Annotated in this window: 23 protein-coding genes; 14 read left to right on the plus strand and 9 right to left on the minus strand. The window is 54.3% G+C overall.

Going from position 1 to position 22,925, the window contains the following annotated elements:
* Positions 1-23: 23 nt before the first annotated feature.
* The 8 genes from folE to C813_RS30800 all read left to right on the plus strand — a co-directional run bounded on the left by folE (position 24) and on the right by C813_RS30800 (position 7,938).
* Complete coding sequence (gene folE, locus C813_RS30765; protein ID WP_017459784.1) at positions 24-689, plus strand: GTP cyclohydrolase I FolE; 666 nt, start codon at positions 24-26, stop codon at positions 687-689.
* Between the two features lie 18 nt (positions 690-707).
* Positions 708-1,868, plus strand: coding sequence for a DUF418 domain-containing protein YeiB (gene yeiB / locus C813_RS30770; RefSeq protein WP_017459785.1), 1,161 nt, complete (start codon positions 708-710; stop codon positions 1,866-1,868).
* A 155-nt stretch (positions 1,869-2,023) separates the two neighbouring features.
* Entirely contained in the window at positions 2,024-3,049 is a 1,026-nt protein-coding gene (galS, locus tag C813_RS30775; RefSeq protein WP_017459786.1) for an HTH-type transcriptional regulator GalS, read from the plus strand.
* A gap of 294 nt (positions 3,050-3,343) precedes the next feature.
* Positions 3,344-4,342 carry a galactose/glucose ABC transporter substrate-binding protein MglB gene (mglB, locus tag C813_RS30780; RefSeq protein WP_017459787.1) on the plus strand — a complete coding sequence of 333 codons (999 nt, stop codon included), beginning with the start codon at positions 3,344-3,346 and terminating at the stop codon, positions 4,340-4,342.
* A gap of 81 nt (positions 4,343-4,423) precedes the next feature.
* Positions 4,424-5,944 (plus strand): galactose/methyl galactoside ABC transporter ATP-binding protein MglA, encoded by a 1,521-nt coding sequence (gene mglA, locus C813_RS30785; protein WP_017459788.1) that lies wholly within the window; start codon positions 4,424-4,426, stop codon positions 5,942-5,944.
* 15 nt (positions 5,945-5,959) lie between these two features.
* A complete protein-coding gene (gene mglC / locus C813_RS30790; protein ID WP_017459789.1) occupies positions 5,960-6,970 on the plus strand; it encodes a galactose/methyl galactoside ABC transporter permease MglC in 1,011 nt (336 codons plus the stop codon).
* Positions 6,971-7,149: 179 nt separating this feature from the next.
* Positions 7,150-7,377, plus strand: coding sequence for a hypothetical protein (locus C813_RS30795; RefSeq protein WP_017459790.1), 228 nt, complete (start codon positions 7,150-7,152; stop codon positions 7,375-7,377).
* A gap of 135 nt (positions 7,378-7,512) precedes the next feature.
* Complete coding sequence (locus C813_RS30800; RefSeq protein ID WP_017459791.1) at positions 7,513-7,938, plus strand: hypothetical protein; 426 nt, start codon at positions 7,513-7,515, stop codon at positions 7,936-7,938.
* A 4-nt stretch (positions 7,939-7,942) separates the two neighbouring features.
* On the opposite strand, the gene sanA is transcribed toward C813_RS30800, so the two are convergent.
* The 4 genes from sanA to C813_RS30820 form a co-directional block, all read right to left on the minus strand.
* Positions 7,943-8,662: an outer membrane permeability protein SanA gene (sanA, locus tag C813_RS30805; RefSeq protein WP_017459792.1), complete on the minus strand. Its 720-nt coding sequence runs from the start codon at positions 8,660-8,662 to the stop codon at positions 7,943-7,945.
* Between the two features lie 121 nt (positions 8,663-8,783).
* Positions 8,784-9,671 (minus strand): cytidine deaminase, encoded by an 888-nt coding sequence (gene cdd / locus C813_RS30810; protein WP_017459793.1) that lies wholly within the window; start codon positions 9,669-9,671, stop codon positions 8,784-8,786.
* Between the two features lie 129 nt (positions 9,672-9,800).
* Entirely contained in the window at positions 9,801-10,496 is a 696-nt protein-coding gene (locus C813_RS30815) for a CidB/LrgB family autolysis modulator (protein ID WP_017459794.1), read from the minus strand.
* On the minus strand, positions 10,493-10,891 hold the full coding sequence (locus C813_RS30820) for a CidA/LrgA family protein (RefSeq protein ID WP_017459795.1): 399 nt from the start codon (positions 10,889-10,891) through the stop codon (positions 10,493-10,495). Before C813_RS30820 ends, C813_RS30815 begins: the two co-directional genes overlap by 4 nt.
* Positions 10,892-11,111: 220 nt before the next feature.
* On the opposite strand from C813_RS30820, the gene dusC reads away from it, so the two are divergent.
* Complete coding sequence (dusC, locus tag C813_RS30825) at positions 11,112-12,062, plus strand: tRNA dihydrouridine(16) synthase DusC (RefSeq protein WP_017459796.1); 951 nt, start codon at positions 11,112-11,114, stop codon at positions 12,060-12,062.
* Positions 12,063-12,495: 433 nt separating this feature from the next.
* On the opposite strand, the gene C813_RS30830 is transcribed toward dusC, so the two are convergent.
* Complete coding sequence (locus tag C813_RS30830; protein WP_017459797.1) at positions 12,496-13,410, minus strand: LysR family transcriptional regulator; 915 nt, start codon at positions 13,408-13,410, stop codon at positions 12,496-12,498.
* Between the two features lie 73 nt (positions 13,411-13,483).
* Here C813_RS30830 and C813_RS30835 point away from each other — a divergent pair, with 73 nt between their 5' ends.
* On the plus strand, positions 13,484-14,440 hold the full coding sequence (locus C813_RS30835; protein WP_017459798.1) for an MBL fold metallo-hydrolase: 957 nt from the start codon (positions 13,484-13,486) through the stop codon (positions 14,438-14,440).
* 39 nt (positions 14,441-14,479) lie between these two features.
* Here C813_RS30835 and yohP read toward each other — a convergent pair whose 3' ends face one another.
* A complete protein-coding gene (yohP, locus tag C813_RS47695; protein WP_000698460.1) occupies positions 14,480-14,563 on the minus strand; it encodes a small membrane protein YohP in 84 nt (27 codons plus the stop codon).
* Between the two features lie 109 nt (positions 14,564-14,672).
* On the opposite strand from yohP, the gene C813_RS30840 reads away from it, so the two are divergent.
* Positions 14,673-15,446, plus strand: a complete 774-nt coding sequence (locus C813_RS30840; RefSeq protein WP_017459800.1) for an SDR family oxidoreductase — start codon at positions 14,673-14,675, stop codon at positions 15,444-15,446.
* Here the strand turns inward: C813_RS30840 and C813_RS30845 are convergent.
* Positions 15,443-16,027 (minus strand): DedA family protein, encoded by a 585-nt coding sequence (locus C813_RS30845; RefSeq protein WP_017459801.1) that lies wholly within the window; start codon positions 16,025-16,027, stop codon positions 15,443-15,445. The genes C813_RS30840 and C813_RS30845 overlap by 4 nt on opposite strands.
* 170 nt (positions 16,028-16,197) lie before the next feature.
* Between C813_RS30845 and C813_RS30850 the strand changes: the two genes are divergently transcribed.
* Complete coding sequence (locus tag C813_RS30850) at positions 16,198-16,785, plus strand: Yip1 family protein (RefSeq protein WP_017459802.1); 588 nt, start codon at positions 16,198-16,200, stop codon at positions 16,783-16,785.
* 170 nt (positions 16,786-16,955) lie between these two features.
* Positions 16,956-17,900, plus strand: a complete 945-nt coding sequence (gene pbpG, locus C813_RS30855; protein WP_017459803.1) for a D-alanyl-D-alanine endopeptidase — start codon at positions 16,956-16,958, stop codon at positions 17,898-17,900.
* On the opposite strand, the gene C813_RS30860 is transcribed toward pbpG, so the two are convergent.
* A complete protein-coding gene (locus C813_RS30860; RefSeq protein ID WP_017459804.1) occupies positions 17,901-18,455 on the minus strand; it encodes a GNAT family N-acetyltransferase in 555 nt (184 codons plus the stop codon).
* Positions 18,456-18,556: 101 nt separating this feature from the next.
* Positions 18,557-20,293, minus strand: coding sequence for a D-lactate dehydrogenase (dld, locus tag C813_RS30865; RefSeq protein WP_017459805.1), 1,737 nt, complete (start codon positions 20,291-20,293; stop codon positions 18,557-18,559).
* A 308-nt stretch (positions 20,294-20,601) separates the two neighbouring features.
* Between dld and bglX the strand changes: the two genes are divergently transcribed.
* A complete protein-coding gene (bglX, locus tag C813_RS30870) occupies positions 20,602-22,899 on the plus strand; it encodes a beta-glucosidase BglX (protein WP_017459806.1) in 2,298 nt (765 codons plus the stop codon).
* Positions 22,900-22,925: the final 26 nt, after the last annotated feature.

Genomic DNA, 22,925 nt, shown 5'->3' on the forward strand with positions numbered 1-22,925 from the left:
ACACCTGCAGGAGAATAAAAAATATGTCATCACTCAGTAAAGAAGCGGCGCTCGTTCACGAGGCTTTGGTTGCTCGTGGTCTGGAAACGCCGCTGCGCCCACCGGTGCAAATGGATAACGAATCCCGTAAACGTCTTATCGCCGGGCATATGACCGAGATTATGCAACTGCTGAATCTCGATCTGAATGATGACAGCCTGATGGAAACGCCGCATCGCATCGCCAAAATGTATGTCGATGAGATCTTCTCCGGCCTCGATTACGCGAACTTCCCGAAGATCACCGTTATTGAAAACAAAATGAAAGTCGATGAGATGGTGACGGTGCGCGATATCACGCTGACCAGCACCTGCGAACACCATTTTGTCACTATCGACGGCAAAGCCACCGTTGCCTATATTCCGAAGGATTCAGTGATTGGCCTGTCGAAAATCAACCGTATCGTGCAATTTTTTGCGCAGCGCCCGCAGGTACAGGAGCGACTGACGCAGCAGATCCTGACCGCGCTGCAAACGCTGCTCGGCACCAACAATGTCGCGGTTTCTATTGATGCGGTGCATTATTGTGTGAAAGCGCGCGGCATCCGCGATGCGACCAGCGCGACGACGACCACCTCGCTTGGTGGTTTGTTCAAGTCGAGCCAGAATACCCGCCAGGAGTTCCTGCGCGCCGTCCGCCACACTAACTAATTCGCCGGAGCTGCCGACATGGAGAGGAATGTCACGCTGGATTTTATTCGTGGCATCGCCATTCTCGGGATCCTGTTGCTGAATATCACCGCCTTTGGTTTGCCAAAGGCGGCCTATCTTAACCCTGCCTGGTACGGCAATATCACGGCGTCGGATGCCTGGACCTGGGCGCTGCTCGATCTCTTCGCGCAGGTGAAATTCCTCTCGCTGTTTGCCATTTTGTTCGGTGCGGGTCTGCAAATGTTGCTGCCGCGCGGTAAGCGCTGGATCCAGTCGCGCCTGACGCTGCTGGTGCTGCTCGGTTTCGTCCATGGTCTCTTTTTCTGGGATGGCGATATTCTGCTGGCTTATGGGCTGGTGGGGCTGATTGCCTGGCGCATGGTGCGTGACGCGCAGAACGTGAAAACGATGTTTAACACCGGAGTGGTGCTGTACCTGATTGGCATTGCTGTTCTGTTGTTGCTGGGGGGCATTTCGGGTTCGCAGCCGAACCGCTCCTGGTTGCCGGATGCAGCGAATGTGCAGTACGAAACCTGGTGGCGAGTCAGCGGGAGCCTCGGGGAGGCCATCAGTAATCGTGCAGATATGCTCTCTAACGCGCTGCTGGCGCTGGGGGCGCAATATGGCTGGCAACTGGCGGGCATGATGCTGACAGGTGCGGCGCTGATGCGCAGCGGCTGGTTGAAAGGGCAATTCAGCCTGCGTCATTACCGCCGAACGGGGGCGCTGCTGATTGGCTTAGGGCTGCTGATCAACATCCCGGCGATTATTGCCCAGTGGCAGCTTGGTTGGTCGTATCGCTGGTGCGCTTTTCTTCTGCAAGCCCCGCGTGAACTTGGCGCGCCGCTACAGGCGGTGGGTTACGCGGCGCTGGCGTGGGGGTTCTGGCCGCAGATCTGCGGTTACAAACTGGTCAATGCCATTGCCTGCGTTGGACGCATGGCGCTCACTAACTACCTGCTGCAAACGTTAATCTGCATCACCTTATTCAATCGTTTCGGGCTGTTTATGCAGTTCGACCGTCTGCAATTGCTGGCTTTTGTACCTGCGGTGTGGGCCGTGAATATCCTCTTCTCTCTGTTCTGGCTCAGGCGTTTTCGTCAGGGGCCAATGGAATGGCTATGGCGGCAATTGACCGCACGTGCTGCAGGGACATCATTAGCACGCACATCCAGATAACGATCTGGATCACAATCATTAACAAAACGGATGTAACCGTTTCCATTCATGTGATGCCACTCACGTAGCAATCGCCTGCTCGCTGCCAGAATAGCCTCCTTACTTAACACAGGGGGTGGCTGTGAACTGCCGCAATCCAGAAAAGGTGGGTAAAAATGATCACCATTCGTGACGTTGCCCGGCATGCGGGCGTCTCTGTCGCGACGGTGTCCCGCGTGCTCAATAACAGCGCGCTGGTCAGCCCGGAAACGCGCGAAACGGTGATGAAAGCCGTCGCCCAACTGGGTTATCGCCCGAATGCCAACGCCCAGGCGCTGGCGACGCAGGTTAGCGACACCATTGGCGTGGTGGTGATGGACGTCTCTGATGCCTTTTTCGGTGCGCTGGTGAAAGCGGTAGATACGGTTGCGCAGCAGCACGAAAAATATGTGCTGATTGGCAACAGTTATCACGAGGCGGAAAAGGAGCGTCACGCCATTGAAGTCCTGATCCGCCAGCGTTGTAACGCCCTGATTGTTCACTCAAAAGCACTTAGCGATGAGGAACTGACAGGCTTTATGGAGCAGATCCCCGGCATGGTGCTGATCAACCGCCTGGTGCCAGGTTATGCGCACCGCTGTGTTTGCCTTGATAACGTCAGCGGGGCGGTGATGGCGACGCGCATGCTGCTCAATAACAGCCATCAACGCATCGGTTATCTGGCGTCCAGCCATCAAATCGAAGACAACGATATGCGCCGCGAGGGGTGGTTCCGCGCGCTGGAAGAGCAGGGGATTAACGCCCCGGACAGCTGGGTTGGCACCGGTTCGCCGGACATGCAGGGCGGTGAAGCGGCGATGGTGGAATTGCTCGGGCGCAATCTGCAACTGACCGCAGTCTTCGCCTATAACGACAGCATGGCGGCGGGGGCGCTGACGGCGCTGAAAGACAACGGCATTGCGGTGCCACAGCATTTATCACTGATTGGTTTCGATGATATTCCCATTGCACGTTACACCGATCCGCAACTGACGACGGTGCGTTACCCGGTCGCGTCAATGGCGCGCCTGGCGACCGAGCTGGCGTTGCAGGGAGCCGCAGGCAAGCTGGATCCAGAGGCTGCGCACTGCTTTATGCCGACGCTGGTACGCCGCCATTCCGTGACTGCGCGGCAAACTGTGGCACCGATCACTAACTTATAAACTTCGATGATGTAACCGTTTTCAATCTGTGAGTAAATTCACAGTATCTTAACAAGGCGCTGACTATGATGTCAGCGTTTTAGAAGCTGAAACACGATGTAACGGTGATTAATCACTTTCACTACAAGTGAGCGCTTTGAAACATCGAAGAAAGCGAACTTCTGGAGCGTTACCCGGACACGGACGAATGGATTTTTAGAGTGAACTTCGGTCGGCAGTAACGTCTTCGCAACAACTGACCCGCCGAGCATTATTCACAAGAACTACCCTGCATATAAAAAAACCGGAGATACCATGAATAAGAAGGTGTTGACTCTGTCTGCTGTTATGGCAAGCATGCTTTTTGGCGCAGCCGCACACGCAGCGGATACCCGCATTGGTGTGACCATCTATAAATATGACGACAACTTTATGTCCGTTGTCCGTAAGGCTATTGAGAAAGACGCCAAAGCAGCGCCAGATGTTCAGCTGCTGATGAACGACTCGCAGAATGACCAATCCAAACAGAACGACCAGATCGACGTGCTGCTGGCGAAAGGCGTAAAAGCACTGGCGATCAACCTGGTTGATCCGGCTGCGGCAGGTACGGTGATTGAGAAAGCGCGTGGTCAAAACGTTCCGGTTGTTTTCTTTAACAAAGAACCTTCTCGTAAAGCGCTGGATAGCTACGATAAAGCCTATTACGTGGGTACCGATTCCAAAGAATCCGGCGTGATTCAGGGTGACCTGATTGCTAAACACTGGGCGGCAAACCCGGCCTGGGATCTGAACAAAGATGGCCAGATTCAGTTCGTACTGCTGAAAGGCGAGCCGGGCCACCCGGATGCTGAAGCACGTACCACTTACGTTATCAAAGAGCTGAACGACAAGGGCATTAAAACCCAGCAGTTGGCTCTGGATACCGCGATGTGGGATACCGCTCAGGCGAAAGACAAAATGGACGCCTGGCTCTCTGGCCCGAACGCTAACAAAATTGAAGTGGTTATCGCTAACAACGACGCGATGGCAATGGGCGCGGTTGAGGCACTGAAAGCACACAACAAATCTGCTATTCCGGTCTTTGGCGTCGATGCGCTGCCAGAAGCGCTGGCGCTGGTGAAATCCGGTGCAATGGCCGGTACCGTGCTGAACGATGCGAACAACCAGGCGAAAGCAAGCTTTGATCTGGCGAAAAACCTGGCCGAAGGTAAAGGCGCGGCAGATGGCACCAACTGGAAAATCGACAATAAAATTGTTCGTATTCCTTACGTAGGTGTAGATAAAGACAACCTGGCTGAAATCGCCGGTAAATAATATTAAGAAAGCATGTTCTCATTGGGCGCAACGACAGTTGCGCCCTTATAACACGATATGCCAGGCCAACAAGGTATAATTATGGTCAGCAATAATACTCAGTCGTCAGGTGAATTCTTGTTGGAAATGAGCAATATCAACAAGTCTTTTCCCGGCGTAAAGGCACTCGATAATGTCAATTTGAAAGTCCGTCCGCATTCGATCCATGCATTAATGGGCGAGAACGGTGCGGGGAAATCAACATTATTAAAATGTCTTTTTGGGATCTATCAAAAAGATTCCGGTAGCATTCTTTTTCAGGGGAAAGAGATCGACTTCCATTCCGCGAAAGAAGCGCTGGAAAATGGTATTTCGATGGTTCACCAGGAACTCAACCTGGTGTTGCAACGCTCCGTGATGGACAATATGTGGCTGGGTCGTTACCCGACCAAAGGCATGTTTGTCGATCAGGATAAAATGTTCCACGATACCAAAGCCATTTTTGATGAGCTGGATATTGATATCGACCCTAAAGCACGCGTGGGAACATTATCTGTATCGCAAATGCAGATGATTGAAATTGCCAAAGCGTTCTCTTACGACGCCAAAATTGTCATTATGGATGAACCGACTTCTTCGCTGACGGAAAAAGAAGTCAATCATCTTTTTAAAATTATCCGTAAACTGAAAGAACGCGGCTGCGGAATTGTTTATATCTCCCATAAAATGGAAGAGATATTCCAGCTGTGCGATGAAATTACGATCCTGCGCGACGGCCAGTGGATTGCCACCCAGCCGCTGGAAGGGCTGGATATGGACAAGATCATCGCGATGATGGTTGGCCGTTCCCTGAACCAGCGCTTCCCGGATAAGCACAACGTGCCGGGCGAAACCATTCTTGAAGTGCGTAATCTCACCTCGTTGCGCCAGCCCTCTATTCGCGATATCTCCTTTGATTTGCGCAAAGGCGAAATTCTCGGTATCGCAGGTCTGGTCGGGGCGAAACGTACTGATATTGTTGAGACGTTATTTGGCATTCGCGAAAAGTCCGCTGGCACCATTAAACTTCATGGCAAACTGATTAATAATCACACCGCCAATGAAGCGATTAATAATGGCTTTGCGCTGGTGACGGAAGAACGCCGTTCTACTGGTATTTATGCGTATCTTGATATCGGATTTAACTCACTAATCTCGAATATTCAGAATTACAAAAATAAAGTCGGCTTGCTGGATAATAGCCGTATGAAGAGTGATACCCAGTGGGTTATTGACTCCATGCGTGTTAAAACACCCGGCCACCGTACACAAATTGGTTCGCTTTCCGGTGGTAACCAGCAAAAAGTGGTTATTGGTCGCTGGTTATTAACACAGCCAGAAATTTTAATGCTCGATGAGCCGACCCGTGGTATTGACGTTGGGGCTAAATTTGAAATTTACCAACTGATTGCCGAACTCGCGAAAAAGAATAAGGGGATCATTATTATTTCCTCTGAAATGCCTGAGTTGTTAGGCATCACTGACCGTATTCTGGTAATGAGCAATGGCCTTGTTTCCGGAATTGTTGATACTAAAACGACAACGCAAAACGAAATTCTCCGTCTTGCGTCTTTGCACCTTTAAGATCAGGGGCTCCTCATGAGTGCGTTAAATAAGAAAACTTTTCTCACTTATCTGAAAGACGGCGGTATTTACGTTGTTCTTTTAGTGTTACTGGCCATTATCATTTTTCAGGATCCCACTTTCTTAAGTCTGCTGAACTTAAGTAATATTCTGACCCAATCCTCGGTGCGTATTATTATCGCGCTGGGCGTGGCGGGGCTGATTGTTACTCAGGGTACTGACCTTTCCGCCGGGCGCCAGGTTGGCCTCGCGGCGGTGGTTGCCGCAACGTTGCTGCAATCGATGGAAAACGTCAACAAGGTCTTCCCGGATATGGCGACAATGCCGATTCCGGTGGTGATCCTGATTGTTTGTGCCATCGGCGCGGTGATTGGCCTGGTGAACGGTATCGTGATTGCATACCTGAACGTGACGCCGTTTATCACCACGCTGGGTACGATGATCATCGTTTACGGTATCAACTCCCTGTACTACGACTTTGTGGGCGCGTCGCCGATTTCCGGCTTCGACAGCGGCTTCTCGACCTTTACGCAGGGCTTTATTGCGCTGGGTAGCTTCCGCTTGTCGTATATCACCTTCTATGCGTTGATCGCCGTGGCGTTCGTCTGGGTGCTGTGGAATAAAACCCGCTTTGGCAAAAACATTTTCGCCATCGGTGGTAACCCGGAAGCGGCGAAAGTCTCCGGCGTTAACGTGGCGCTGAACCTGCTGATGATTTACGCGCTGTCCGGTGTGTTCTATGCCTTCGGCGGGATGCTGGAAGCGGGTCGTATCGGTTCGGCTACCAACAACCTTGGCTTTATGTATGAACTGGACGCCATCGCCGCCTGCGTGGTTGGCGGGGTCTCCTTCAGTGGCGGCGTGGGTACCGTGCTTGGTGTGGTGACCGGTGTGATTATCTTCACCGTCATCAACTACGGTCTGACCTATATCGGTATTAACCCGTACTGGCAGTACATCATCAAGGGCGGCATCATTATCTTCGCCGTAGCGCTGGACTCGCTGAAATACGCCCGTAAAAAATAATCCCATCGTCTGTACCCGGCCCGCTCAACGAGCGGGCTTTTTTTTGCCTGTTTTGCCGCCTTCTGCCATGGATTAAACCCACTGCCTTGCGCCAAAAAACTTCGCTCGCGGCGAGTTGTTAAATTTTTTGCTTCGGTGCTACGCTCAATAAAGTCGCAATATTAATAAGGAGATTGGGGATGAACAGTGAGTGCGCATTTCCTGCACTTCCGGTGATTGGCTGGCAGGTGGGAGTGGTTGAGGATTTGGATGGTGTGGTCGTGAAGTTTGGTTGCAGCACCGGCCCCTGCGACGCGGGAGCAACGACGTTTGATTCGCCCTTTTTTAATTTACCGCCTGATATGGTGAGAAGCCTGATCTACGACCTTGAGCGTAGCCTGCAACAGCATGAAAGCAAAGTGGCCTGACGCTTCGCTTGCACTTCGGGTACATCCCATGTGCCCGATATTTAAGTCAATTCTGAATGCCTGTATGCCCATAGCTACTTACGCTTGAAAGAATGAATCTGTGAATGAGGTTGTATCCGCAGCTCAGGGGCGCTTATGAATTTTGTTTATTTTACTGTTGATAATTTACCGCATGAAAAAAACTCACCTGTTAACTTCTCTTTGAAAAATGTCGAACTGTTGCGCGATGGCGACGTGATTGCCTCACTTGGCGATATCAAAATCACGTCCTTGCCGTTCTTTTACTTTTGCCCGGTACCCACCGGCTTTCGCAAAATAGAGTTCAGAATGAAGAACAGCCCGCCAGCGCGCATTGTATGTAGCACTGGGTACTTAAAAAGTGGGGAGTACCTGGTTAATACGCCGGATGGGGAGAAGGCATTGTCCTTCAACGCGTTAAATGGTCACTGGACGCTCGATAAAGCCAGCCGTGCGGTTATCGATCACCGTCATTTTGTGGAGCGCGGTTTTACGCTTGTCCGTCCAGTGAAAACCAGCAGTCGCAACGCGTCAATGAACTAACGCTTCAGTTTTTTCCTTTCTTTTGCATATCGATAAGCTGCTCGGCGGTGACGGCCGGGTAGCCTTGTGCGTCGTCCGGCACTTCCTGCATTGACGGAATGGGCACCAGCGGGCCGAGGAAGCGCGGCTCACGCTTGAAGATGTAGAGATCGGCAATCGTGCCCAGCCGCGCGCCAAACTCGCGTACGCGTACGCTCCACATATCTTTCGGTGACGGCACGGCGTAACACTGCGCCTGAATGCCCATATGCTGGGCGATAAACAGCGCACGTTCGCAGTGGAAACGCTGGGTAATGATAATGAAATCGTTAGTGTCGAAGACTTTGCGGGTACGCACAATCGAATCCAGCGTACGGAAACCGGCGTAATCCAGCACGATATCGGCAGGATCGACACCGGCGGCAATCAAATCCTTACGCATGGTCATCGGTTCGTTGTAACTTTGCAGCGCATTATCGCCGCTCAGCAACAGGTAGTTAACCTTGCCGCTGTTATACGCATTAAGCGCACCCTGAATCCGGTAGCGGTAATATTGATTGATAACGCCGGTGCGGTAGTACTTCGCAGTGCCGAGAACCACCCCAACCTGGCGCCAGGGGAGATCCTGCAAGTCGTCGTAAATATAGGGGGCGGTTTTCCAGCTCATCCAGCGGTCTAAGCCAAGCGCAGTTAACAGCAGTAAGCCGATAAGGACTAACAAGCTGTAAGTAAAACGCTTTAACATGCAGCAGACTCGAACAGGATTAGAATGTCCCTCAGGCTACTTTACCCGTACGGCAAGCGCAAGAAACGGCAGTTCAATTGCGGGGTTTTTCATCACTGCGGGCGCGAACCCGCAGCGACAATTATTTACTCAGCAAAACGCGTTCGACCTTCTCACATCCCAGCGCGCGCAGCGTGGCGGCGGTGGCATCCCATTGGGTGAGCGGCGCATCGGCGCGTTCCGCCAGCACCGCGCGTTGAATATCCGCGTAATCAAAACCGCTAAGGCTAAGCAGATTCAGCGCGCCTTGCAATGGTGGCAGCGTTGGGTTGAAGGCGGCGTTTTCCGCGTAGCTCCCGCTGAAGATGCGCCCGTCGCGGCAAAGAATTGCCACGCCTGACGGCGAAGTGGTGTAAGGCGAGTGGCTTTTATTGGCTGCATGAATGGCCGCCTGCGTTACCTCATCCCCGTTCAGTGAAAAACCGTGATTCTGTTGGTCCATTAACAGCGTTTTGATGTCCAGATCTTTGGGACCAAACGCGTCCGGCAGGTAATCGCCCAGCGTATGCGGCGCGCGGCCCGGCAGGTTAATGCGCAGATTCAGACCGCTGTTCAGTTCATTCATAAACTGGCGGCAGTGGCCGCACGGCGTGTAGTTGACGGTGATGGAAGAGAGCGCTTTTTCACCGCGCAGCCAGGCGTGGCTAATAGCGCTCTGCTCGGCATGCACGGTTTGCTGCATCGTCGCGCCAAGAAACTCCATATTGGCACCGAAGTACCATGTTCCGCTGACGCCACGCGCAATTGCGCCCACATTAAAGTGGGAAAGATCGGTGCGGGCGCAGGCGGCGGCGAGCGGCAGCAACGCAAACGCCAGCGCGTCCTCGTCAAGCCCCGTCGCGCTTTGCAAAGTTGCCACCTGCTCTGCGCTCAGCATGGCGGGGAAGTGATCATCCGCCAGCAGAGGAGCCAGTGCGGTCTGTAAATTCTCCGCAAGCCCGGAAAAAGCAGAGTGAAAACGTGAATGCATAGCTGTGCCTCATAGCAGTGTATTGGAATCGTAGTTTACGGGGCTGCATAGTCTCTATGTGTGATTCACTTCACACTGTATGTGCAACTTATGAAACTCAAATTAAAAATGCGCGACGTGTCGCAAATTTTAGCCCAGCAACGCGAGGATAACCGGGAACAGAAACGGTGCGACCAACGAGGTGATAATCCCGCAAATCACCAGCGCCAGCGAACTGAACGCCCCTTCCTGATAATCCAGTTCGGCGCAGCGCGCGGTGCCCAGCGCATGCGAGGCGGTACCCATTGCCAGCCCGCGTGCCGATTTCGTGGTGATACGCATCAGGTTCAGCAAGGTATGGCCGAACACGGCGCCCAATACGCCAACAAAGATCACGCAGACCGCACTGATTGCCGGGATACCGCCAATGCTGCCGCCAACGGCCATTGCAATCGGCGTGGTGACGGATTTCGGTAATATCGACGCTGCAATTTCCGGTGTCGCGCCCATCAGCAGCGCCACGGCGGTACCGGAAAACATCGCCACCATGCTGCCGATAAAGCAGATCGTAATAATCGATTTCCAGCGGGCGCGGATTTGATGTAACTGCTCATAGAGCGGAAACGCCAGCGCGACAACGGCGGGTTGCAGCAGATCGTTAAGAATTTTACTGCCCTGGAAATAGTGGTCATAGGGAGTGCCCGTCGCCAGCAGGATCGGGATAATCACCACCATCGCCACCAGCAGCGGGTTGAGCAGCGGCAGCTTGAAACGCGCGGCGAGTTTACGCGCGGCGAAAAACACTGCCAGCGTCAGCGGTAACGACCACCAGATATACGTCATCATTCTTTCTGACCTTTTTGTCCTGCCACTTTGCGCTCGCCGTGCACCAGATGGGTGCTCCAGCTCACCACCAAAAAGACGATAATTGTGCTCACCGCACAGGAAATAACAATCGGGCCGAACTGCGCGCGCAGCAGGTCGTAATATTGCATCACGCCTACGCCAATGGGCACGAACAGCAGCGCCATATAACGGATCAAAATAAAGCAGCCGGGATTTACCCATTTGGCGGGCAGAATTTGCAGCGCCAGCAGCACGAACATAATCAGCATGCCGATAATGCTACCAGGAATGGCAATGGGCAGCAGCGATGAAACAAAAATGCCTGCGTAGAGACAAGCGTAAATAAGCACAAACGCACGAAGGTACTGCCAGATAATATTCAGTGAGTTACTCATGGTGAAAGCCCTTGTCGAAACGCATTCATCATACAATTAAAGCTAAAAACGTGCTACTGATCACATCATGAATTGTGAGCATACCAAACATTCCATTCAGGAACGTTATGCATTCCCACAAGATTTACCGCCAGCCGTAGCCCAAAGTGTAGTGAAGAAAGGCACTTTCCACGTCTGAACAGAGGCGCTACTATGGCGCCTCTTTTTTATGGGGCGAGATATGCGTGTATTACTGGCGCCGATGGAAGGCGTGCTCGATTCGCTGGTGCGCGAGCTGCTGACCGAGGTTAACGATTATGATTTGTGCATCACCGAATTCTTGCGCGTGGTGGATCAACGCCTGCCGGTAAAATCCTTCTATAAAATCTGCCCGGAACTGCATCGTCAAAGCCGCACGCCTTCCGGTACGCTGGTGCGTATTCAACTCTTAGGGCAATACCCGCAGTGGCTGGCGGAAAACGCGGCGCGCGCGGTTGAACTGGGCTCCTGGGGCGTCGATCTCAATTGCGGTTGCCCGTCGAAACTGGTCAACGGCAGCGGTGGCGGCGCGACGTTGCTCAAAGATCCTGAGCTTATTTACCGTGGCGCAAAAGCGATGCGTGAAGCGGTGCCGTCACACCTGCCGGTGACGGTAAAAGTGCGGCTTGGCTGGGACAGCCCCGCACGCGCGTTTGAAATTGCCGATGCGGTACAGCAGGCTGGCGCCAGCGAACTGGCGGTACACGGGCGCACTAAAGAAGAGGGCTACAAAGCGGAGTGCATCAACTGGCAGGCCATCGGTGAGATCCGCAAGCGCTTAACCATTCCGGTGATTGCCAACGGCGAGATTTGGGACTGGCAAAGTGCGCAGGATTGTATGGCTACCACTGGCTGCGATGCGGTGATGATTGGTCGCGGCGCGCTGAATGTGCCGAATCTGAGCCGGGTGGTGAAATATAACGAACCGCGTATGCCGTGGCCGGAGGTTGTCGAATTGTTGGCGAAATATTCACGGCTGGAAAAGCAGGGCGACACCGGTTTGTATCACGTTGCGCGCATCAAACAGTGGCTCGGCTATTTACGCAAAGAATATCTTGAAGCCAGCGAGCTGTTTACCGAGATCCGCGCCTATAAAAATTCCGACGATATCGCACAAGCGATCGCCCGCCAGCGCAGCCGCGTTGGCGTCTGACTCGTGCTGATGAACCTTTCGTAGGCTGTTTCGTTATTCGCTCGAACAAAGCTGGTTTGATGTGCGGGCGGCGATTGTTACTGCGCAGGCAGGCAAAGCCTGATCATCTGGCAACTGCCGGAGGTCAGGTTTTTTTGTTTCCGGGGTCGGAATGAATAGCGCCAAAATAGTAAACCACGTTGTTGTCGTGGTGCCGGGCGGCAGCCGCGCGCACAAGTGATGATAAGTTATACCCGGTGAAAGCCGGTTGATCTGGAAAGCGCCGCCAAAGCGGAGAGCGACAGGCGTTACGGTTTTATTGATGCCGATCGCGATGATAACGGCAAGGCACCCAGGCCGCGCAGCCCTGAGAAAAATTTCTACGGCTATCGCGCCAGCAACGGTGTCAGCCCGAAATAACCCGCACTACGCCCGCACAAACCGGGCAGACGCGTCAGTTAAGGCGTTTCGCGATAAACTCTTTCAGCCACATTACCGCCGGATCGCTGCTGTGGCGCTGATGCCACAGCATCGCCACCTCAATTGGCTGCACATCCAGCGGCAGCGGGCTGCTGGCAAACCCTCGCGTGCGCTGCCACTCCTGCGCCAGACCTGCTGGTACGGTCGCCAGTGCAGGCATGGTCTCCAGTAATCCCGGCAGAGCGGCGAAATGCGGTGTGGTGTAGTGGATGCGGCGCTGATGGCCGGTTTTTGCCAGCAACGTGTCGAAGTGGCTGCTGGTGGCTTCCCGGTAGCTGACCATTAAATGCGGCTGCGCGGAAAAGGTGTCGATATCCAGCGGTGCGCTCAACGTCAGTTGTTGCGGGTGCCAGAGCGTGATAAACGGCATGGTGGTCAGCACTTCGCGCTCCAGCCAGCGTGGCCCGGCCTCGGCGACGCTTATTGCCATATCCATCTCGCCGCCTTCCAGCCGACCGGCATCGCTGAACGGATCGCTGGCCACCACATTCAGACGCATACCGGGCGCGGCCTGTTGCAGCGCCGGGATCAGCTTTGGCATCAGCCACATTTCCACCCAGTCCGCCATGCCGAGCGTCAGCGTGACGCTGGCGGTCTGCGGATCAAATGCCGTTTGCTGAAACAGCGCGCTTTGCAACTGCTCCAGCAGCGGTAGCAGTTCGGTATGCAGCTCCACGGCGCGCGCGGTGGGCTGCATTTTATGGCCGCTACGAATAAACAGCGGATCGTCAAACAGGGTGCGCAGGCGCGACAGTACACCGCTCACCGCCGGTTGACCCAGATGCAGCTTATCCGCTGCGGCGGAAACGCTCTGTTCGCGAAACAGCACGGCAAAAGCGATCAACAAGTTAAGATCGATTTTGCGGAAATCATTCTCTTTGATAGTCATTATTGCTCCAATCAATTGGAGTGATAGTAGCCGTTGCCGGATACTGGCGCAATGAAAACGACTGGAGAAGAGTATGAAACATTATCCACTTCTGTTGGTGCTGGCGACGGCGGGTTTGAGTTTTGGCGCTGTTGCCGCCGCACCGCTCTCAACACACCAGCCGCAAGCGCCGGGTTTTTACCGCATGGCGATGGGCGACTGGCAAATCACCGCCGTTTCCGATGGCACCGTCGCGGTGCCGTTTGACAAACTGCTGACCCATATCACCCCGGAGCAGTTGCAGGAACGGATGGCGCAGGCCAGTTTACCCGTCAATGCCGAAACCTCGATCAACGCCTTTGTGATTAACACCGGTAAGCAATTAATTCTGGTGGATGCCGGTGCCGGGCAGTTGTTTGGCGACGCGGGCGGCCATCTGCCGGAAAACCTGCGCGCGGCGGGCATTGATCCGGCCACCATCGATACGGTGCTGTTGACGCATATCCATGCCGATCACTCCGGCGGCATACAGCGCGACGGAAAACCGGTGTTCGCCAATGCCACCGTGCGGGTCGATCAGCGGGATGTCGATTTCTGGCTCAATCCGGCACATGAAAAAGAGGTGGAAGAGGGACAGCGCCACACTTTTGCGGAATCCGAACGCTCCCTGCGCCCGGTGATGGATGCCGGTAAGCTCAGCCCCTTCCACGCGCCGACGCAAATTATCCCCGGCATTGAAGCGATCCCGGCGCCGGGTCATACGCCAGGCAGCGTGATTTACCGCGTCACTCACGGCGGTAAGACGCTGATGCTGTGGGGCGATATTATTCATGCGCATCCGGTGCAACTGCCGCAGCCGGAAGTGGCGATCCATTTCGATGTTAACCAGCAGCAGGCGGTAACAACCCGTGAAAAGGTGCTGGCGCAGGTCGCGCGCGAAGGGGACTGGGTGGCCGCAGCGCATATTGCTTTCCCGGGTATCGGTAAAGTGATGAAAGCGGAGAACGGTTATCGCTGGGTGCCAGTGAATTACAGCGCGAAGGGGAATTAATCAGCAAAGCCGGGTAGCGGGCGCTACCCGGCGGCACAGTTAGAAGATCATCTTAAATACGCCAGTGACCACCAGCAGACCAATCAGAAAGATAATCAGGATTGCCCAAAGCAGTATCTTCATCATTTTCTTCGTCCTTTTTATATGCAGGTAGGTAAAAGCGTAGGCAATCTCACGCAGTTGTGCCTTTTTCCTATACTTACCTGTCTATTTGTTAACCAGAGGACGACCTATGCCTGTAACCAAAGTTGCGATTGTGACCGCCGCCGATTCCGGGATTGGCCGACAGTGTGCGCTGATGCTGGCGGAACAGGGGTTTGATATCGGCATTACCTGGCATGCGGACGAAAATGGCGCGAAAGAGGCTGCTTTGCATGTTGAGGCGCTTGGGCGGCGGGCGGAAACCATCCATCTCGATCTCAGCCAGTTGCCGGATGGGGCGCAGGCGATTGAGACGTTGATTTCCCGTTTCGGGCGCATTGATGTACTGGTGAATAATGCCGGGGCAATGAGCAAAGCCCCGTTTCTTGATATGAAATTTGAGGACTGGCGCAGCATTTTCACCGTGGATGTCGACGGCGCGTTTCTCTGCTCGCAGATCGCCGCCAGGCACATGGTGCAGCAGGGGCAGGGCGGGCGCATCGTCAATATCACCTCGGTACACGAGCACACGCCGTTGCCGGACGCCAGTGCCTATACCGCCGCCAAACACGCGCTCGGCGGCTTAACCAAATCGATGGCGCTGGAGCTGGTGGATCACAACATTCTGGTGAACGCCGTCGCGCCGGGGGCGATAGCCACGCCGATGAATAACATGCGCGATGAAGATGCAAAACCGGGTTCGTTGCCGATTGTTCCGCTGACAAGACCGGGCACCACCAAAGAGATAGCCAGCATGGTTGCCTGGCTCTGTTCAGAACATGCCAGCTACACCACTGGACAATCGTTGATTATTGATGGCGGTTTTATGCTGGCTAACCCGCAGTTCAAACCGAAAACGGCTTAGTCGTTCGCCGCGTTGCGCTGGCGTTTTTTCCGCCGATGATGAAACCACCAGCGCAGCGCCACCACCAGCACGATGGCGAGAATCAGCCAGATCCAGCGTTTAACATGCTGGTCGAACTGGTGCAGCCACGGGCCAATTACTTCCCCGCCGACGTAACCGAGCGTGGTAAACAGCAGCGCCCAGACGATGGCGCCAACAATGTTGAGTGGCAGAAAGATTTTCGGTCGCAAACGGCTGGTGCCAATCAACAGCGGGCCAATAATGCGAAAGCCGTACATAAAACGTGAGCCGATAACAAACAGGTAGGGATGGCGACGGATGAGCGACTGTGCCTGGTGGATTTTTTCCCGGTGACGAGAGAAGCGGCGCAGGATTTTCGTGCCGTAGCGTCTGCCAACGAGATAAAGCAGCTGATCGCCGATCATGCCGCCAAGCGCCACGGATACCACCACCAGCCAGAACCGTAACAGCCCCTGGTGCGCGGCAACACCGCCCAGCAGGGTAATTGTCTCCCCTTCAGCCACACTGCCAATCACCAGCGCGGCGTAGCCATACTGGCTAATCAGATGATTGATATCCATTGTTTTTACGTCCTCCCGGTAAAACGCTTATAAGCATACACCCGATATCGCGCCTTCGCCGGAATGACGCCGTTTCGTTGTCGCGGCATTTTTGTTGTTGTACAAAAAATAATCGTAATAGTGAATTATACTGACAGTGTCGATGTTCGGGCTGTCAGCGAGGGGGCGTTATGAACCATGTCTGGGGACTTTTTTCCCATCCCGATCGTGAAATGCAGGTTATCAAGGGCGAAAACGAGACAATTTCGCATCACTACACCCACCATGTGCTAATCATGGCGGCGATTCCGGTTGTTTGCGCGTTTATTGGTACCACGCAAATCGGCTGGAATTTTGGCGAAAACAGTGTGGTGACGCTGTCATTGTTTACCGGTTTCTATCTGGCTGTGCTGTTCTATGCGTTGATGCTGGCAGGCGTGGCGGTGATGGGCCGCGTGATCTGGTGGATGGCGCGTAGCTTGCCGCAGCGGCCTTCATTAGGGCGCTGTATGGTGTTCGCTGGTTATGTGGCGACGCCGCTGTTTCTCAGCGGGATTGTGGCGCTCTATCCGCTGGTGTGGCTTTGCGCGCTGGTGGGGACGGTGGCGCTGTTTTACACCGGTTACTTACTGTATGTCGGTATCCCGACCTTCCTGAATATTAATAAAGAAGAGGGGTTGAGTTTCTCAAGCTCGACGCTGGCGATCGGGGTGCTGGTGCTTGAAGTGCTGCTGGCGCTGACGGTGATCCTGTGGGGTTACGGTTACCGCTTGTTCTAAACCTGTTGCGTTGCTGGCGTAAATGTCGGCAACGCAATCTCTCGCAACGATTATCCTCTGGCGACAACCCTGCGTGGCGGCTATTATGCCAAAGCCAGCTCTGTTATTGCTCCGGCTGACAGAAGCGGTGTGCGTAATAACGTGCGTGAATAATTTTCAGAAGTCTCACCATGCAGAAATTTCGAGTTTCCTTATTAAGCCTGGCGTTAATCCTGGCTGCGCCCGTGGCGCCGTTTGCCGTCGCGAAAACCACAGCGGCGACCACTGCCGCACAACCTGAAATCGCTTCAGGTAGCGCGATGATTGTCGATCTGCAAACCAATCAGGTTATCTACTCCAGCCACCCTGATCTGGTGCGTCCTATTGCTTCCATTACCAAGCTGATGACGGCGATGGTGGTACTGGATGCGCACCTGCCGCTGGATGAGAAACTCAAAGTGGATATCAGCCAGACGCCGGAGATGAAAGGGATCTATTCTCGCGTGCGCCTCAATAGTGAAATCAGCCGTAAAGATATGCTGCTGCTGGCGCTGATGTCCTCGGAAAACCGCGCGGCGGCTAGCCTCGCGCACCACTATCCGGGCGGTTACAATGCCTTTATCGCGGCGATGAACGCCAAAGCGAAAGCGTTAGGCATGACGAATACGCGCTATGTTGAACCGACCGGTTTGTCGATTCATAACGTCTCGACCGCACGCGATCTGAGCAAACTGCTGATTGCCACCAAACAGTATCCGCTGATTGGTCAGCTCAGTACCACGCGTGAAGAGATGGCGACTTTCGCTAATCCGGCGTATACGCTGCCGTTTCGCAACACTAACCACCTGGTGTACCGCGATAACTGGAACATTCAGTTGACCAAAACGGGCTTTACCAATGCGGCAGGGCACTGCCTGGTAATGCGCACCGTGATTAACAACAAACCGGTGGCGCTGGTGGTGATGGATGCGTTTGGCAAATTTACCCATTTTGCCGATGCCAGCCGTTTACGCACCTGGATTGAAACCGGCAAAGTGCAGCCGGTTCCGGCGTCTGCATTAAGCTATAAACGCCAGAAAGCGGCGCAGATGGCGCAAAACCCGTCTGCGGGTGAGCAGACCGCGCAAAACGATTAATTACTCCGGCAGCGTCCAGTCACCGTCGTTGAGTGGACGCTGCATAATCAGCGTATCCCGCCAGTCGCCTTTCTTGTAGCCGACGCTTCGCAACTGCCCGGCAATCTCAAAACCGTGCTTTTTATGCAGCCGCAGCGAACCCGAATTATTGTTGCCATCGCCAATCACCGCAATCAGTTGCCGCCACGGGCCCTCTTCGCAGCGTGCGATCAAGGCGCTCATCAACGTGCTGCCAATGCCGCGCCCGGTCATGCTGGCATCCACGTAAATAGACTCTTCAAGCGTGTAACGATAGGCCTCGCGCGGACGGTAATAACCGGCATAGCAATACCCGACCACGATGCCGTGATAGAGCGCCACCATCCACGGCAAACCCTCTTTCGCGATGCGATTCATGCGGCTGCGCATTTCATCAATAGTCGGTGGGACTTCTTCAAAGGAGGCGCGGCCGTGCAGAACATGCCAGGCATAAAGCGAGGCGATGGCGTGAACGTCTTCAGGGCAGGCGTCGCGCACTACCACCGCAGGACCGGATAAGATATCGACAGCTGACATGACGGGTGTGCTCCTTCAAAGCAGGCGGCCAGAGAAACGTTTCTCTGGCGCTGTTCGTTACTCTATTACGAAAGGAGCACACAATACAGCCCGTCGCCGGGTTATTTCATCGCCGTTGACGATGCGTTATCCGTAGCAGATTCTTCCTGCCAGAACTTACGCTTGCTGGTTTTACCGATGCCGGGGTTCATGCTGTTTGTCGGGTCGTTTTCTTTATAAAAACGTTTTAACGGTTCGGCGGCTTCATACAGATGGCCGACGTTATGCTCGGCCGGATATTGCGCGCCACGCTGGCGTAACAGTTCCAGCATTTGCTCTTTCAGCGCATGGGCATCCACGCCTTTTTTCACAATGTAATCCTGGTGGAAAACATGGCACATAAAGTGGCCGTAATAGAGCTTATGCACCAGTTGGCTGTCTATTTCCGGCGGCAGATGCTCAAACCAGTCACTGTCATTGCGGCGCAGCGCGATATCCAGTGCCAGGATATCTTCCACTTCATCGGCATGAACCGCCTGGTAGCGGATCGCCGCACCGGCGGCGGCAAAGCGGTGTAAAAACGCTTTACTCCCTTCTTCCGGCGTGCAGACAAAGAAATCACCCTCGGCACTGGCAAAGTAGGTTTTCAGCCAGTTTTCTGCTTCTGCAATGCCATCGCCGGACATTTTCAGCAGCAGGTGATGTTCATACTTATCGCGCCACGCTTTCATGCGCGGCGGCAGGTGAGACGGGAAAAAGCCGCTGATTTTTTGTAAGGAGCGATCAATAAAATGCGGTTTAAACACCGTCGCCTTTTCCAGCAGCGCTTCGGTGCGGCCTTTCATGGTGAAGAAGAACGGCATTTTGTCGGTGCCGAGTTTATCGATCATCAGGAAAGTGTCTTTGCCGTAGCGTTCGGCGATATCGTAAATATCGCGATGCATATACTCACCGGCGACCGGCAGGTGTTCGAAGTTCGCCAGAATATGACGGCGGATCTCCGCCAGCACTGCCGTTTGATTGGTGCCGATGTAGAACACTTGCTGGCGCGTTTCGGCCGGGAAGGTGTCCAGGCGCACAGCGAAAACCGCCAGTTTCCCTGCGCAACCGGAAGATTCAAACAGACGCTGCGGGTCGGCGTTGTAACGCGCCGGTGTGTCGGCATCGACATCGCGTACGCGGGTCACGTAATCATGATCATGGCCGTGGCGCTGGTCGTGCAGCACGTCGCTATCGCTCACACGATCGTCATCAAGCTTGCTGAGGATTTGCTCCGGCGTTTCCCCCAGCGAAATACCTAAATGGTTCACCAGCACCAGTTTGCCCTGCTCATCGATACGCGCGAACAGCGACATTTCAGTGTAGGCCGGGCCGCGTTGCACCAGCGAACCGCCGGAGTTATTGCAGATGCCACCAATCACCGACGCGCCAATGCACGAGGAGCCGATCACCGAATGCGGCTCGCGGCCCAGCGGTTTAAGCGCTTTTTCCAGCGAATAGAGCGTGGTACCAGGGTAGGCCAGCACCTGTTCGCCGTTATCCAGCAGGTGCAGCTTATCAAGGCGCAGGGTGCTGATAATCACGATTTCCCGGTCATAATCATTGCCGTTTGGCGTTGACCCTTCTGTCAGCCCGGTGTTCGCCGCCTGCATCAGAATAATTTTATCGGCGTTAACACAGGCCTGCAGAACGCGCCACAATTCGACCAGCGAACCGGGAAAAACCACCGCCAGTGCATTGCCCTGGCCGGAACGAAAACCCTTGCGATAGCGGGCCGTTTTGGCAGGGTCGGTAAGCAAGTGAGAAGCGCCAACCAGCCGTTTGAGTTCGCTGATAAAGGCGTTGTTTGGATGTGACATTATCCACTCCTTGTGGCTAATCATTGTTCAATACACTTCATTCTTCGGGCCGCCTTTGAGTGGCGTTGGCACCCGGAAGCTTATCTCAGTAAGCGTCATAAGAATGTGAAGACTTGCCGCTTTGGCGCGTTATGCATGATGACGTGTAAAGTGCGCATTAATGTTAGCCCTGTAAAACCAAACGGGGGAGCGAATTCGCATAAAAATCAGAGTCCCACTCTGCAACACGTGCCAGGATTATGGCACACTGCGTTTCTTTCGCGGCCAGTGACCGCGGTTATGGGTGAAAAAACAAGAGAGTAAACGACATGAAATGGCTATGTTCTGTAGGTGTCGCTGTGAGCCTCGCGCTGCAACCAGCGCTGGCGGAAGAGATGTTCGGCAACCATCCGCTGACGCCACAAGCAAGGGATGCGTTTGTCACTGAACTGCTCAAGAAAATGACGGTCGATGAAAAAATCGGCCAGCTGCGTTTAATCAGCGTCGGGCCGGATAACCCAAAAGAAGCCATTCGTGACATGATCAAAGCAAGCCAGGTCGGCGCGATTTTTAACACCGTCACCCGGCAGGATATTCGCGCCATGCAGGATCAGGCGATGCAACTGAGCCGCCTGAAAATCCCTCTGTTTTTCGCCTATGACGTGGTGCACGGTCAGCGTACTGTCTTCCCGATTAGCCTCGGTCTTGCCTCCAGCTTTAATCTTGATGCGGTCAAAACGGTTGGCCGCGTTTCTGCCTATGAAGCTGCGGATGACGGCCTGAATATGACCTGGGCGCCGATGGTCGATGTCTCGCGCGATCCGCGCTGGGGCCGCGTTTCCGAAGGGTTTGGCGAAGATACGTACCTGACCTCAGAAATGGGGCGCACCATGGTCGAAGCGATGCAGGGCAAAAGCCCGGCGGATCGCTACGCGGTGATGACCAGCGTGAAACACTTCGCCGCCTATGGCGCGGTAGAGGGCGGCAAAGAGTACAACACCGTTGATATGAGCCCACAGCGCCTGTTCAACGACTATATGCCGCCTTACAAAGCCGCGCTGGACGCAGGCAGCGGCGGCGTGATGGTAGCGCTGAACTCACTTAATGGCACGCCTGCCTCTTCTGACTCGTGGTTGCTAAAAGATCTGCTGCGTGATGAGTGGGGCTTTAAAGGCATCACCATTTCCGATCACGGGGCGATTAAAGAGCTGATTAAACACGGCACCGCCGCCGACCCGGAAGACGCCGTGCGCGTGGCGCTGAAGTCCGGCATCAACATGAGTATGAGCGACGAGTACTACAGCAAGTATCTGCCGGGCCTGGTGAAATCCGGCAAAGTGACGATGGCGGAGCTGGATGATGCCACCCGCCACGTGCTGAATGTGAAATACGATATGGGGCTGTTTAACGATCCGTACAGTCACCTGGGACCGAAAGAGAGCGACCCGAAAGACACCAATGCCGAAAGCCGTCTGCACCGCAAAGAAGCGCGTGAAGTGGCGCGAGAAAGCATGGTGCTGCTGAAAAACCGTCTGGAAACGCTGCCGCTGAAAAAATCGGGCACCGTGGCGGTGGTGGGCCCGCTGGCCGACAGCAAACGCGATTCGATGGGTAGCTGGTCTGCGGCAGGCGTTGCCGATCAGTCCGTTACCGTGCTGACCGGTATTCGCAACGCGCTGGCCGGTAAAGGGGAAGTGGTGTACGCCAAAGGGGCAAACATCACCAATGACAAAGATATCGTTAATTTCCTCAATCTTTATGAACCGGCAGTGGTTGTCGATCCGCGCTCGCCCAAAGAGATGATTGATGAAGCGGTCGCCGCGGCGAAAAAATCCGATGTGGTTGTTGCGGTTGTCGGTGAAGCGCAGGGCATGGCGCATGAAGCCTCCAGCCGTACCGATATCACCATTCCGCAGAGCCAGCGCGATTTGATTGCCGCGCTGAAAGCCACCGGTAAGCCGCTGGTGCTGGTATTGATGAACGGTCGTCCGCTGGCGCTGGTGAAAGAGGATCAGCAAGCCGACGCTATTCTGGAAACGTGGTTTGCCGGCACTGAAGGCGGCAACGCCATTGCCGATATTCTGTTTGGTGATTACAACCCGTCCGGCAAACTGCCGATGTCCTTCCCGCGTTCTGTCGGGCAGATCCCGGTCTATTACAGCCACCTCAATACCGGGCGTCCGTATGATGCCGATAAACCAAACAAATACACCTCTCGCTACTTCGACGAAGCGAACGGCCCGCTCTATCCGTTTGGTTATGGCCTGAGCTACACCACCTTCAAGGTTTCTGACGTGAAGATGTCTGCACCGTCGATGACGCGTACCGGCAAAGTGACCGCCAGCGTTGACGTGACCAACACCGGCAAACGCGAAGGCGAAACGGTTATTCAGATGTATTTGCAGGATGTCACCGCGTCAATGAGCCGCCCGGTCAAACAACTGCGCGGCTTTGATAAGGTGAACCTGAAACCGGGCGAAACCCAAACCGTTAGTTTCCCGATCGATATTAATGCGCTGAAATTCTGGAACCAGCGCATGAAATATGACGCGGAGCCGGGCAAATTCAACGTCTTTATCGGCGTTGATTCCGCGCGCGTGAATCAGGGCTCTTTCGAGCTGCGTTAAGCTGGCGTGAAATCAGGCACCGTGCG

Source organism: Kosakonia sacchari SP1 (assembly GCF_000300455.3).
GTDB classification, from domain to species: domain Bacteria; phylum Pseudomonadota; class Gammaproteobacteria; order Enterobacterales; family Enterobacteriaceae; genus Kosakonia; species Kosakonia sacchari.